Origin of the sequence: Rummeliibacillus sp. SL167 (assembly GCF_007896505.1) — a bacterium.
Taxonomy (GTDB): Bacteria; Bacillota; Bacilli; order Bacillales_A; family Planococcaceae; genus Rummeliibacillus; species Rummeliibacillus suwonensis.
Window position 1 is genome coordinate 97,928 of sequence record NZ_VCBM01000005.1, and the last position, 15,019, is coordinate 112,946.

11 protein-coding genes and 1 riboswitch are annotated in these 15,019 nt (G+C 36.4%); of the genes, 5 read left to right on the forward strand and 6 right to left on the reverse strand.

The window, feature by feature from the left end; translation table 11 throughout:
* Positions 1-63 precede the first annotated feature (63 nt).
* A complete protein-coding gene (locus FEZ13_RS17490) occupies positions 64-1,110 on the reverse strand; it encodes an NAD(P)/FAD-dependent oxidoreductase (RefSeq protein WP_370467730.1) in 1,047 nt (348 codons plus the stop codon).
* 153 nt (positions 1,111-1,263) lie between these two features.
* Between FEZ13_RS17490 and FEZ13_RS17495 the strand changes: the two genes are divergently transcribed.
* Positions 1,264-2,046, forward strand: a complete 783-nt coding sequence (locus FEZ13_RS17495) for an ABC transporter ATP-binding protein (RefSeq protein WP_146553726.1) — start codon at positions 1,264-1,266, stop codon at positions 2,044-2,046.
* 181 nt (positions 2,047-2,227) lie between these two features.
* Complete coding sequence (locus FEZ13_RS17500) at positions 2,228-2,929, forward strand: pirin family protein (RefSeq protein ID WP_146553727.1); 702 nt, start codon at positions 2,228-2,230, stop codon at positions 2,927-2,929.
* 331 nt (positions 2,930-3,260) lie between these two features.
* Here the strand turns inward: FEZ13_RS17500 and FEZ13_RS17505 are convergent, their stop codons facing one another.
* From FEZ13_RS17505 to FEZ13_RS17525, 5 genes are all read right to left on the reverse strand, one after another.
* The gene (locus FEZ13_RS17505; RefSeq protein ID WP_146553728.1) at positions 3,261-4,256 is read right to left on the reverse strand and encodes a methyl-accepting chemotaxis protein; all 996 of its coding nucleotides are present in this window, start codon (positions 4,254-4,256) and stop codon (positions 3,261-3,263) included.
* A gap of 197 nt (positions 4,257-4,453) precedes the next feature.
* A complete protein-coding gene (locus FEZ13_RS17510) occupies positions 4,454-5,188 on the reverse strand; it encodes an amino acid ABC transporter ATP-binding protein (RefSeq protein ID WP_146553729.1) in 735 nt (244 codons plus the stop codon).
* Between the two features lie 22 nt (positions 5,189-5,210).
* Positions 5,211-5,960 (reverse strand): amino acid ABC transporter permease, encoded by a 750-nt coding sequence (locus FEZ13_RS17515; RefSeq protein WP_146553730.1) that lies wholly within the window; start codon positions 5,958-5,960, stop codon positions 5,211-5,213.
* A gap of 78 nt (positions 5,961-6,038) precedes the next feature.
* On the reverse strand, positions 6,039-6,893 hold the full coding sequence (locus FEZ13_RS17520) for a transporter substrate-binding domain-containing protein (RefSeq protein ID WP_146553731.1): 855 nt from the start codon (positions 6,891-6,893) through the stop codon (positions 6,039-6,041).
* Between the two features lie 123 nt (positions 6,894-7,016).
* A riboswitch (Lysine riboswitch) is annotated at positions 7,017-7,199 on the reverse strand.
* Positions 7,200-7,340: 141 nt separating this feature from the next.
* Entirely contained in the window at positions 7,341-8,816 is a 1,476-nt protein-coding gene (locus FEZ13_RS17525; protein ID WP_146553732.1) for a PepSY domain-containing protein, read from the reverse strand.
* 900 nt (positions 8,817-9,716) lie between these two features.
* Here FEZ13_RS17525 and guaC point away from each other — a divergent pair.
* The 3 genes from guaC to FEZ13_RS17540 all read left to right on the forward strand — a co-directional run bounded on the left by guaC (position 9,717) and on the right by FEZ13_RS17540 (position 14,644).
* Positions 9,717-10,700 carry a GMP reductase gene (guaC, locus tag FEZ13_RS17530; protein WP_146550490.1) on the forward strand — a complete coding sequence of 328 codons (984 nt, stop codon included), beginning with the start codon at positions 9,717-9,719 and terminating at the stop codon, positions 10,698-10,700.
* A gap of 596 nt (positions 10,701-11,296) precedes the next feature.
* A complete protein-coding gene (locus tag FEZ13_RS17535; RefSeq protein WP_146553733.1) occupies positions 11,297-13,258 on the forward strand; it encodes a methyl-accepting chemotaxis protein in 1,962 nt (653 codons plus the stop codon).
* Positions 13,259-13,585: 327 nt separating this feature from the next.
* Positions 13,586-14,644: a hypothetical protein gene (locus FEZ13_RS17540; protein WP_146553734.1), complete on the forward strand. Its 1,059-nt coding sequence runs from the start codon at positions 13,586-13,588 to the stop codon at positions 14,642-14,644.
* Positions 14,645-15,019 lie beyond the last annotated feature (375 nt).

Below are 15,019 nucleotides of genomic sequence, written 5' to 3' on the forward strand. Positions count from 1 at the left end.
TCAAGTTGAATGTAGAGGATGTTTGGATCATTTAAATGAAACTGGGATTGTAAAAGACTTTGATTAATTCATCATATGTTGAATAATTTCACGATTGCGTTCTTTGAATATTTCATTGTGAGAAGATACCATACCAAAAGCATTAGCAGATGGTTCAATATAAGTTTTTGCCCTGTTGACCGCATTCACAGCATCTTGAAATGCTCCTGCAATCAGATGGACTTTGCCATCATAACTCATGATATCTCCAGCAGCAAACAAACCTGGAACAGATGATTCTCCGAATGAATTTCCTTTAATGTAAAAATCATCTACAAGTTGGACGTCGATCGCACTATTACTTAATAACGAAGAATCATGTTCAAAACCATGACTAATAATCACTGCATCGACATCTATATTGATAGACTCTTTTGTTTTGTTATTCGTAAGTTCTACCGTTTTTATCAGATCTTTATGGCTATCATCAGCCAGTAATTTTGTAATAGATGTATTGCAGAATATCATGGCATCACTTGATAATAATTGTTCCACTTGTGATTCATGTGCCGGTAAATTTTCTTTACGATAACTGACATAAACTTTTTTAGCGACCTGTTGTAATTCATTTGCCCAATCAACAGCGGAATTACCACCTCCTGAAATCAAAACAACCTTGTCTTTGAATCGTTGTAGTGATTTGATCGTATAATTCAAGTTGGATACTTCAAATCTTTCTGCGCCTTCGATTTCAAGTTTTTGTGGATTTAAAATACCACTTCCTACCGCAACGATGACCGTTTTTGAAAAATGTTCCTCACCCTTTAAAGTTGTCAGTTTAAAAAGTGCATCTTCGGTTCGAGTAATAGTTTCAACCTTCTCACCTAATACAACAGTAGGTTGAAATGTTAGACCTTGTTCTATCAATTGCTCAATCAGCTGTTCACTAGCTAATGGTTTATGCCCGCCTACATCCCAAATCATTTTCTCCGGATAGACATGAAGTTTGCCACCTAAGTTTGGTTGATATTCGATTATTTTTGTTTTCATGCCTCTCAATCCACTATAAAAGGCTGAATATAAACCTGCTGGTCCTCCACCGATAATTGTAACATCATAAATTTCCTCCATTTGACCCATCCTTTTCACTCCCATGTTTATATACAAAATTTTTATCTCTTATTGACAATCATTATCAATTGAATTATGATTATTGTCAAGTATGATTGAAATTTATTCTCATTTATATCGTTAATTTTTTGCAAATAGGAGGTTTGTTCATAAATGGTGCGTCTACATACCGATGACTTAAGCGTTGGCTATGGTGAAAAGTTAATTTTGCAAAACTTAAATATCGAAATCCCTGATCAAAAAATCACGACAATTATTGGTTCAAACGGCTGTGGTAAGTCGACTTTGCTCAAAACAATGACCCGAATCATTAGTCAACAGTCTGGTACGACTGTTTTAGATGGTGCAGATATTGCTAAACAAAAGACGAAAGATCTCGCGCGTAAAATGGCGATTCTTCCACAAACTCCGGAAAGCATTAATGGATTGACTGTTGGAGAATTGGTTTCTTATGGACGTTTTCCTTATCAAAAAGGGCTTGGAAAATTGACAAAGAAAGACTACGAGGTGATTGACTGGGCCCTAGAGGTGACAGGCACTGCCGATTATAAATACCGTCCTGTCGATGCACTATCAGGTGGACAAAGACAACGTGTATGGATCGCAATGGCACTTGCTCAAGAAACAGAAATCATTTTCTTAGATGAGCCGACTACGTATTTAGATATGGCACATCAATTAGAAGTGCTTACATTGCTTCAAAAACTAAACAGGGAGCAACATCGCACTATCATTATGGTGCTTCATGATCTAAATCAAGCTGCTCGATTTGCAGACTACTTAATTGCTCTTAAGGATGGTCAGATCATCAAGGCCGGAAACTGTGAAGATGTTATCCGACCAGATGTATTAAAAACCGTTTTTAATATAGACGCCTATATTGACAAAGACCCTAGAACGCATAAGCCAATGTGTATGACATACGATCTTATCTAAAGTAAAAAATATTTTTCCCACTGTTGTTATGAAAAATGATAAAAAGAGGCCTTATAAGCAAGTTCTTGCTTGTAGGCTTCTTTTTTATGAATTCAAAAAATTTGACTAATTAAAAGATTATCTTTAAAATTATCTTGAATTCGAGATAATTTAAAATTTATTATACGAGGGAGCGATTACGATGCTAAGAAAAGTTGATCATAAACAAATGGGGACAAGTCATCTAGGCTGGTTAAATAGTACATTCCATTTTTCATTTGCTGAATACTATAATCCAAACAACATCCAATTTGGTGCACTACGTGTTATTAATGATGATTTAATCGCACCACACACTGGATTCGACCTTCACCCTCACCGTGACATGGAAATCATCTCTTATGTAGTCAAGGGTGCACTCACACACCAAGATAGTATGGGAAACAAACATACAATCACACGCGGTCAAGTACAATATATGAGTGCGGGTACAGGTGTTTTCCATAGTGAACATAATAGAGGTGAGGAAGAACTTCGTATGTTACAAATTTGGATTTTACCAGACCGATACGGCCATACGCCTCATTATGGTGAATTCTTATTTACAATGGATGAACGAAAGAATAAATGGCTTCACATGGTTTCAGATAAAAAAGGCACTGCGCCTATTCAAATAAACCAGGATGCAAATCTCTATGCCCTTGAACTAGATGCAGGCAAGGGAATCGACTTTGAAGTGGCAGAAGGCAGACAAGCATATCTCGTTGAAATAGAAGGCCGAGCAACCATCAATGACATCGAACTTGAAACGCATGATGGCTTAGAAATCAAGGAAGAAGATATTCATATCAAAGCACAAGACACTGCACATATCTTAGTAATTGAAATGGTTAAAATCGACTGATCTTTCTTCAAGGAAAGCTTCACACAGTGATGATTTTCTATACCCCAACTATGTGTTAGTTGGATCAATCGGAGCTTACAGGCAAAGTTGATCCCACACCTATCCTCACTTATTATCGGAGTCTTGATATAGAATTGCTATTACCTGATGAACGAGGAATAAAAAAGCCCCATTTTGATCAATCTTTTTCAAAATGGAGCTTTTTATTTTTGCTACTAAACCAGGGTCCATACGAATTTTTCATCAATCTTTATTTCATCCGAAAAACGATTCCATTCTTTCTTCAAGAATGGCTGCTGAAAGTCGGTTCGGTAATAAGTTAAATAAACCATTATATAGACTCAACTACAATAACGGACCAGCCTTTTCCCTTATAGGCATTGTATCCTTCCGTTAGGCAATAGGCACAAATTTGGTTATTCTCTATTACATATCCACGGGTATCTGCGCCACTTATAACCTGATTGACGGCTTTCATATTGTTCAAATTCTTACTTAAAATATTTTCTCTATCTTTTGATGCGATCACGATACCTTCTTTATTGATCAAATATAAATTTGAATGTTCATCAATTTTGACATTATCAATAATATCGTAGATGAAATCCCAGTTGAAACGTGTAGATAATACACCAATGACATTGCCAAATTGATCGCGAATCGGACAAGAATAGCCCATTGTGTATCCTTGGACAACTTCAGAATAATACATATCTGTTACATATACATCATTATTCGCAACAGTCTCTTTAAACCATTCACGATCCGCCATACTCTTGCCAACTTCGCTTTGATTTTTTGCAGTGACTAAAATATTCCCATTCAAATCAACAACCAATAATTCAAAATATACTTCATAAATTTCGTATATATTTTTTAATAAAGCCTGTGCAGCCTGTTTCGTTTCAGTTGTTGGATCTAATACAACATTTTTGACTGCATCAAAAGTCGCCCATGCTTGTACATCGCAATTTCTTTCAAATAAATTACGATCAATTTTATCGATCGTATCAAAAGCAATATCTACTGTTCGGACAGCAATGATTTCATTCGCCTTTTGTTGAATAGAGTTAATAATTTCTTCACTTTCTTTACTTGCATCCATACTTGCTGCGGCAAACTTATTAATCTCTTTTGCTACTACCGAAAAGCCTCGCCCTGCTTCTCCAGCTCTAGCTGCTTCGATCCCTGAATTTAATGCTAATATTTTGGACTGCAAAGAGATCTTTTGTAATTTTTGCATAACTGTTTGCATTTCTTTATTTTGATATTTTAGCTCATTCATCAATGTTGATACATTAAGATTTTTTTCTTGTGTTTTTGTCATATAATAACCCCCTAATTAAAAACCTTTCTTTATAGTATAGCATGCTAATTTTAGAATTTTCCGACTAATAATTGTATTATTAACATTTCATTACTTAAAATTTAATCATAGCGCTTACATATTGTGAGTAAATTTGTTCTTTTATGTAATAAAACCTTACATAAAAAGCTGTCATTGATTAGATGACAGCTTTCGTTTTATTTTAACGCACGTTGTAAAAAAGCCTTTGTACGTTCGTGTTTTGGGTTGTTGAATACTTCATCTGGCGCACCGTCCTCAACGATCACACCCTTATCCATAAATACAATTCGATCAGATACTTCTCTTGCAAATTCCATTTCATGCGTAACAACGATCATCGTTAAGCCTGATTGCGCTAATTCTTTCATTACTTTCAATACTTCCCCTACCATTTCAGGATCAAGGGCTGATGTGGGTTCATCGAATAATAGCGCATCCGGTTGCATAGACAAAGCTCTAGCAATAGCAACACGTTGTTTTTGCCCCCCTGATAATTGACCAGGTCTCGCATTTAAATAACGATCCATCCCCACTACTTTTAGGTATTTCATGGCTACATCTTTGGCTTCATCTTTTGAACGTTTTAAAACCTTTACTTGACCTAAGATACAATTGTTTAACACATCGCAGTTGTTAAATAAATTGAATTGTTGAAATACCATCCCTAGATGAGTTCGATACGTATTAAGATTTTGTTTATTACCTAGGATATTTTTGCCATTATAAACAATCTCACCGCCACTTGGCGTTTCAAGTAAGTTAATGCAGCGCAAAAGCGTTGACTTTCCTGATCCAGATGAACCAATGACACACACTACTTCACCTTTTTTCACGGAAAAGTTTATGTCTTTTAATACTTCATGTGTACCAAAGGATTTACTGAGATGTTGAATATCGATAATTGTTTCCATAGTTATTCTCTCCTTTGTACCTCTATTTTGTTTGTTCTGATCCACGAATCAGTGCAGCATCATCTAACATTTGATAGTTCGCGTCACCTGTGAGTCTACGTTCAAAGAATCGCAAAATTTGCGTAACAATAATGGTCATGACTAAATAAATAATACATGCTACGAAGAATGATTCGAAGTAACGGAAGTTATTCCCTGCAATCGATTTAGTTTGGAAGAATAATTCTGTTACACCGATTACATTTAATACAGATGTATCTTTGATATTCATCACATATTGGTTACCTGTCGCAGGTAAAATATTACGCAAAACCTGTGGTAAAACTACATGGACCATTGTTTGCCAATGATTCATACCAATAGCCCGTGCCGCTTCAAATTGACCTTGTTCAATACTCATTATTCCACCGCGTACGATTTCAGCCATATAAGCACCTGTGTTGATCGATACAATCAAAATAGCCGCAAAGGTACGGTTCATGTCAATGCCAAACAATAAATCAGAACCATAGTAAACAACCATTGCTTGCACGATCATAGGTGTTCCTCGAAAGAACTCAACATAAACAGTTAAAATCGCATTAATGGTTTGTAAAATCCATTTTTTAGCTCCACCATTACCCTTTGGAATTGTATTAATGACGCCAATAATCAAGCCGATTAATGCGCCAATAATAGTCCCGATTGTTGAAATAACCAGTGTCATCCAAGCGCCTCGTAAGAACATCGGCCAGTTATTTGTAATGATATTGATAAACCATTCTAAGCTCATTATTACTCCTCCTTAAAGCATAACAAGAACTACCAATTGCTATAAATCACACAATCGGTAGCTCTTTAAGTCTAAAAACTATTTAGCTGCTGGTTGATTTTTGATTGCATCATCCATAATTTGTTGACGGTCTTCTTCTGAAATACCTTTAAGAATTTTGTTGATTTTTTCTGTTAAATCGCTATCTTTTTGTAAGCCGACTGCGATTGCAGTATCTTCTTCTGAAGTTTTGAAGCCTTTATCATCCGCAAATTCAACCATTGCGAATTTATCGTTAGCTGCTGTAGCTGAAACTGCTTCAGGTTTTTCCGAAACGTAAGCATCGATTTTGCCTGACTCAAGTGCTACACGCATTGCTGGGAAGTTATCCATCGCTGTTTGTTTTTTAACGTCTTTAATTTGATCAATAACTGTGTAATGGAATGTATTTAACTGAGCAGTTACCTTTGCCCCCTTGAAATCGGCGATTGAAGTAGCACCATCAAACTTGCTACCTTTTTTTACAACCATTACTAGGTTTGATTTATAGTAAATATCTGAGAAATCAATGGTTTTTTTACGTTCTGCAGTTGGTGACATACCAGCAATAATGGCATCAATTTTACCTGAAGTCAATGCAGGTACAAGACCATCCCATTCTGTTTTAACGATCACTAATTTCTTGCCTAATCCATCAGCAATTTTTTGTGCGATTTGTACATCATAACCATTTGCATATTCTGCATTTCCTTTAATGGCGACACCACCATTTGAATCATCTGATTGTGTCCAGTTAAACGGTGGATATCCCGCTTCCATGCCTACTGCAAATGTACCTTTACTATCCCCACTATCCGATGATTCTGATTTTTTAGAATCATCCGAGCCACACCCTGCTAACACAAGGATGGTCATTAATAAAACACCTGACAATAATGCCCATGTCTTTTTCATATTTCCCTCTCCTTTGAAAAACAATCTCCTATGTGCCTTAGAAAAAAAGACTATAAAAAAGGAACCTGAGTTGAACTCAGGCTCCAGAATATATCTAGTCCTAAATCCTCCACTTTTATCCCATCATGAGATAGCTCAACTCAATAACTTCGACAACTTATTGAGACAGTCCTGCAATTATTCACTGCAGACCCAGCATGTAATATCGAGATTATTACAAACTTCGGCAACATTTCCTTCTCCCTAGTTTCCTCGCTTTCTCTAACTCCACTAAGAACTATTAAATATTGCACCTCTACCTCACCGCGATACTAGTGAGGTTGTATTTATCAATTAATAGTGACAGTCTACATGACTAGCACTTTTCTGTCAACCGCTCACTATTAAATTAGCATAAGATTAGTAGTATTCTAATAAATTCGAGCTATAAATTAGTGAAGGTTTATATCATTTTCCTTCTTTTAAAATATCTGATTCAATATACTGGATTTCACCAGTAGTTGCATCGATTTTTTCAATTTCACCATTTGCTGAGAAATCCATGACATAATTTAATCCATATACTGTAACTTCTTCATCCTCCTCATCATAATTGATCGTGCGAGCAAGTTTCATTTGCAAATGTTCTTTAAATATGGCATCTGCTTGTTCTAATGATAATACAGGATCCATCTTCATATTTAGTAGTTGTGTTTCATCTGGTAATATAATAGAACAATCACGAATAACACCAGTATAAATACCAACATTCACATAGATAGTATATTCCTCTATGCGAATCCCTTTGTAATGGCGTACGAATGTAAAGGTTGTAAATGGTTCGAAATTGTTATCCTCATCATCTTCATCCAAATCCTCTTCGTTTTCTTCTTCCATCATTTCAAGTTCCTCAAAGAATCGGCGCTCTTCCTCCGTTAAATCTTCTTCTGTTAAAACTTCAAAGTCATCGCCATCTTGAAGTTGTTCTTCCAGTAAATATTTTTCATGAATATTTCCTATTGCAGCTTCTAAGAACATTTTCGCCTTTGTTTCAAGAAGCTCTAAAGGTAATTCCTCTTCTAATTCCTTCCATTCAACATTTGACTCATAATTTTGTTGCAACGCGTCTATCTGTTCCATCTTAATCGTTGGTTCAGTTTCTTCCATATTCCTTTCATCCTCTGATGGATACCAATAGGTGCCTACACCGTTTTCTATTTTATGCATATCATTGGTAACGCCTAAGAGACTTTCTATAGATTCAGTTACATTGACTTGTTCAAACGCATGCGCATCGGCGACAAATTCATCCAAAAGCTCATCCGCTGTTACGACTTGCCCATCAACACGAACGGCTACATATTCACGTTTCGGATAATATGCAAGTTTCATCTCTCCGCTATTTTCGAAGATACCTAGTTCCACTAGAGGATATTGGCATAATATATTTTTTGCATCTTGTGCTGAAATTTGAATATCTGGATAAGATAATTGATAATACGATTGAAACAAGACAGCTGAGATAATAAATCCTTGCTTATTGATCTCAATAGTTGCACCTGAATTAGGCAAAAATAAATTTAATGCGCCATCCTTTGCTTCAAACACGATCATATAAGATTCGCCATTCCATTCTGTCATCTTTTTAAAATGCAGTTTTTCTTGGCAAAAATCTTGAATAAAATCTTCTGCACAACCGATCAATTCATCAGGCTCTAGCTCTTCATATTCTTCCAATGAAACATCATTGTTGTTTGTGATTTCTTCCATATCAACCATAAAAGATGTAAGTTTTTGATCATCAGATAACTCTATATGACCATATACTAATTTTCTATGTGCATCGATGATTACGCCAAAAGTTGGATCTTCCTCATCATGTTCAATCGAAATAACTGGTCGACCCATAATATATTCTCGTAATACAAATTCCAAATTTCCCATTATTTGCTTCCTCTCATTAATCTCTTTAAAAGCGAAGTTATTGTTTTTTATGTCCATCAATATAGAAAATCATTGAATCAGGCGTGTTGATTATCCAATTTTATCCATAAAGATAGGGAGAATTCGTTGATTTCCGCTACGGCTTGCTCGCTTTCCTGCGGGCGAATGCTGGGGGCAACAGGATGTTGGTCACGGAGTCGTTGCCACAGGACGTGGCGCCCTTAGACTCCGTTCCTTAATCTCTACGCTGCGGGGTCTCATCTATTCGCTTTTCCCGCGGGAGTCGAGCAAGCCGCAGCGAAGATCTACATAAATGAAACGAAAAATACATGTTTTTTTAAGAATTATATCAAAAATATTTCCTAATTTCTGCCTAATCAACACGCCTGTCATTGAATATCTTTTTAAACAATCCTTAAATCCTGATTTTAACATAAATATATGTATTCGTCTTACGTTGCCCTTGTAAAAATATCTACTTATAATAAGATAAAGTGAAACTCCATCAGTGGGGGTTTTCTTCATCCCCCATTGAAATAGAGGAACTCAGGTTAAGAACGCCACGTCCTGTGGCAACACCTGAGTGACCAACATCCTGCCCGTCCGAAGCAATCGGACTTTAACGGGCAGTCTCCCATCTATCTTTCTCGTTTCTCTCAAAATCTTGAGATGGGGGTATTACTGCCCGTTAAAGCGGGATAAAATTGTGGTGACATCTTCTGTTGAATCAAAATAAACCAATAGAATGGGTCTGGTTGATTGATTTTCCACTTCAAAAACTTCTTTATTTATAAATCAAGGAAAAATTTTTGACATCATAGCGAAAATAATGTAAATTACCAAAGGACGAACATTTTAAAGCTATTAAAAAATAATATTCGTTTTTAGGAGAGTGTGGACATGGATAATGTATTTGATTACGAAGATATTCAATTAATTCCCGCAAAATGTATTGTAAATAGTCGCTCTGAATGTGATACAAGCGTTATGCTTGGAGGTCACAAATTTAGACTTCCAGTTGTCCCTGCAAATATGCAAACAATTATAGATGAATCTCTTGCCATTAAATTAGCTGAAAATGGTTATTTCTATATTATGCACCGCTTCCATCCAGAAACACGTGCAGACTTCGTGAAAGATATGATCTCACGTGGATTAATCGCTTCAATTAGTGTTGGCGTAAAACCTGAAGAGTATACTTTTATAGAAGATTTGGCAAAAGCCAATCTAACACCAGATTATATAACAATTGATATTGCTCACGGTCATTCAAATGCTGTCATCAATATGATTCATCATATCAAAAGACTACTTCCTACATCTTTTGTGATCGCTGGCAATGTTGGTACACCTGAAGCTGTACGTGAACTCGAAAATGCAGGTGCTGATGCGACAAAAGTTGGTATTGGACCTGGTAAAGTATGTATCACTAAGATTAAAACAGGCTTTGGTACTGGTGGTTGGCAATTAGCTGCCCTTCGCTGGTGTTCAAAAGCTGCAACGAAACCTATTATTGCAGATGGTGGGATTCGTACAAATGGTGACATTGCGAAATCCGTTCGTTTTGGTGCAACAATGGTTATGATCGGATCACTATTAGCTGGTCATGAAGAATCCCCAGGTAAAACAATAGAGATAAACGGTAAGCTTTATAAAGAGTATTTTGGTTCTGCGTCTGAATTCCAAAAGGGTGAACGAAAAAATGTCGAAGGTAAAAAAATGCACGTTGAACATCGCGGTCATTTAAGAGATACACTAATCGAAATGGAACAGGACTTACAATCTTCTATTTCTTATGCAGGTGGTTCAAAACTTGAAGCAATTCGTAATGTCGACTATGTCATTGTGAAAAACTCTATTTTTAACGGTGACAAAGTATACTAATCGAGGGTTTTTGATAAAGTGAAACTTCACCAAGAAAGGGTTTTCTTCACTCCTACCAGATATTAGTTGAAGCATGGGTTTTACAGGTAGTTGATCTATACTTACCTCCGCTTGTTACTTGCGTCTTAATATTGGAGACCACACTGCCCGTTAACGCGGGATAAAAATGCATCCTGATTATTGGAAAGTAACTATTTCTAATCATTCAGGATGCTTTTTTGTTGGATTTCAATTATATGCCATCAGGCGTATTGATTATACTTGCAGTAACGGATGAACCTTGACACAATCGTTCAATGATGTCTTTGATTCAAAATAGTATCTAAACATCTGCTAGCGGAAATAAACTTTCATAAGCGATTTCCCCTAAACCTGCACATGAAAAGTTTTTATACAGAAAATACTTAAATTGTTACTCAAAATATGTATTTTTATGAATAAAGACTCAATACGTTTCTTTCAAATCGTGGTAAAATTGACCTGAAAAATTAAAAATATGATATTATTTATGCTATTTGTCTGATAATTATAAATAGACTATAGACATAGATCAAAATCATATGAAATATAAATCTACATAGAGAGGTCATCTTTAAATGAAACTATTTTCTAATTGGAAGTTACGAAGTAAATTAATATGTGCGTTTTTAGTCATTCTAATCATTCCTTCCACCGTTTTAAGTGTTATCTCTTACAGTAGTACTAAAAATCAAATCGAAGAAGATCAGATCAATAGCGCTAAAGTGAACATCAATCTATTAAACACGCAAATTACAAACACTATTCAAGCCAAAACACATGATGTAGAATACTTTTCCAAAAAGATTACATCATCAACTTTAGATATCTCCAAAGACTCAGACTTACGTAAAATTTTAGATCAATATGTTCATGAACATCCAGAGGCTGCAATGGCATACATCGGTACAGTAAAGGGACAAATGATTCGAATGCCATACTTCAAATATCCAAAAGACTATGACCCTCGAAAACGCCCATGGTATCAAGAAGCTATGCAAAATAACGGAAAGGTCATTATTACAGAACCATATACATCCTCAACTTCCGGTAACTTAGTCATAACGATTTCAAAAAAATTACAAGATGGCTCCGGTGTTGTCGGTATCGATATTAATATTGATACTCTTCGAGAGATTGCAAATAAAGTGAAAATTGGTCAAAAAGGTTTTATCACTTTAGTCGATAACCATAAAACCATTATTTCGCATCCTCATAAGGAAAGCGGCACAATTGCTTCAGAGAAATATATGAAAACGGTTATGGCTAACGAAACGGGACAAACAGACAATCATAAACATCACATTATATATACAACCAATCAGTTAACAGGATGGAAAGTGATTGCTACAACATATGATTCCGAAGCTACAAAAGCCGTGATGTCAACACTATATACATTTTTGGCTGTACAGATTCTATTTTTAATTGTAGGGAGTATGTTAATCCTTATGATTGTTCGTTCGATTGTGAACCCTATCAAGAAGTTGGAAACAGACGCTCATAAGATGAGTGAAGGGAATTTGACGGAGAGCATCGCCATTCATTCTAATGACGAAATTGGCGAACTTGCGAAATCATTTAATACTATGAAGGATAATCTCTCCTCTCTTATCCATAAAGTCAATACGAGTTCAACACTTGTTCGTTCTTCTGCTGAAGAGCTTGCGGCAAGCACCGATCAAAATATGGTAGCGGCACGGCAAATTGCTTCTGCCATGCAACAAGTTTCGATGAATACAGAACAGCAAACGACTAACATTGAACATAACAGCAATGCTATAGAAGAAATTTCAAAAGGGATTACGATTATTGCAGATAATACTTCAGAAGTATCAGCATTATCTACACATGCAACACAGCAGGCTGAAGATGGACAGCATTCCCTTCAAGATACAGTCGCCCAAATGGATTCCATCCATCAATCAGTGACAAAATCTGACACTAAAATCAGATCTCTATATGATCGCACGAAAGAAATCGGTGCCATTCTAGATATCATCGGTAACATAGCCGATCAAACCAATTTGCTAGCGCTGAATGCCTCCATCGAAGCAGCACGTGCTGGGGAACATGGTAAAGGATTCGCTGTCGTTGCAGAAGAGGTCCGGAAACTTGCAGAAAGCTCTCAACAGTCTGCTAGCAAAATTGCAGAACTGATTACAGCTGTCCAACAAGATTCTGGAGAAACCGTCAATATCATGCTAAATACTTTAGAAGACGTACAAAAAGGGATCACCATTTCTCAAGATACAGCTACTAAATTCGAAGCGATTATCGCAAACATGCGGGATATTACGCCAAAGATTGAAAATGTATCGGCTACTGCAGAACAAATATCCGCATCTGCCCAAGAATTATCGGCTACTGCACTTGAATTAAATGATCATGCTAAAGACAATGCTGCTGCCTCTGAGGAAGTAGCCGCTTCTACAGAAGAAACGCTATCCTCTATGGAATCTATGGAAGCATCAGTTGGACAACTCGTGAAATTATCTGAGGAACTGCAAATGGTCGTACAACAATTCAAAATAAAGTGAAACTCCATCCGTGGGGATTTTCTTCATCCCCCACTGAACTAGAGGAACTCAGGTTAAAGGCGCCACGTCCTGTGGCAACATTTTGTTGGCCCGAAGCAATCGGGGACCTATCAGGCAGTTGCTCCCCTATTCTTTGCTTGTTATTTATGGCTTGAAGAAGCGAGAGCTTACTGCCTGCTCCCTATGATAGGAAAAATAATGATTCATTTAAAACGGTTCTGATGGTAAAAATTCACCAATAGAACCGCTTTTATTTAAGAAAAGACCTTCTTTTTTCATATAAATGGCTACTCAGCATAAATTGATATAAAAAAGGTGTGATTGAAGATGAATAATGATCTCCAATTTATAAGACATTTTCTACCTCCCACTGCCTCTATTTTAGAATTGCCACAAATAGGTCCTGTTGTTCAACATGTTGATGTAGATGGAGATTCCATAGAGGAACTAGTTACCGCCTATGTTTATCAAGGGAATACTTTCCTTCTCTTACTCAAACAGATCCATTCTCAGTGGCAGCCAATGATTCACCTTAAAATTGATGAACATACGATTGCCGGACTATATCCGATAAAAATCAAACGTAGTACAAAAAAGGCATTGGTCATTGAATGGCAGACCCAACAATTACCTTCTTATTTAGATTATTTACAATGGACGCCAAACGGTTTTGAAAGACTACCTGTAGATACTTCACAAGTTGTTATTGCCAAAAGTTATGGAGACGTCACAGGCGACGGCATGATCGATACAGTCTATTTAACCGGTACTAAAAAACCAGATAGCCCCTACTGGCAAAATATTAACCTTATGATCTTCCAGCATTCAAAAAATACTTATGAAAAAATAGCCTTAAAAGAAAATAGCGGATATAACCCCACTATTTTTCTTGGAGATTTCACAGGTAATCATGTCGATGATATATTGGTCACTATGGATACAGGGGGTAGTGGTGGAATCATCTACACAGAAATCTATACCTATGTTGATGGGAAAACGCGTCCAATATTTGATGGTGAGGCCTATCAGCAACAATCCAAATATACGGTCAATTATGAAGATTTTTATAAAGTGAGCGTCACTAGTTCACATCCAAAGAAACGGTATATTTTAGATATTCGTTATAAAGGTAAAGAATATCTATCAGAAATTTATAATCCCGATGGTACATTAAAAGCACCTATAGAGGGTTGGGTCGATCCTTTAAGTGGACTGTATCCGGTCGATTTTGATCGGAATGGCATATATGAACTTCTAGCATTTCAAAAGATTGCCGGCAGATATCACGCGGACGGTCTTGGTTATATACAAAATATATTGTATTGGGATGATCAACAATTTAAAACAGAAAGCCAAAGTGTCGCTATCGAAGGCAGTAACTCTTAAACATAAAACGGGGGGTATCCAAAAGATCATTCGGATACCCCTCATTTGTTAACTTTTCTGCCATATTACCTTAAAACAAGTAATACTATAAGGTGCTTCAAATTCAACAAGATACGGAGGAAGGTGTATTGAAAAAGAATCATTGTGAATATATTACAGAATCCGCGGTCAATGATTGCCAACTAAAAGTCTTTGATTTATTGGAGATATTCCCCAAATGATTTGTTTCACACTCCAAGTAAATGGCCAAAACCATTTTTCACTTTGATAGACTACTTAGGATACGGAACACGCCAAAATGGACGCCGCACAGAAGAAAGAAACTTTTGTGTGTCCGAATACTTGATGTATAACCAGCATCATGGTAATATAATA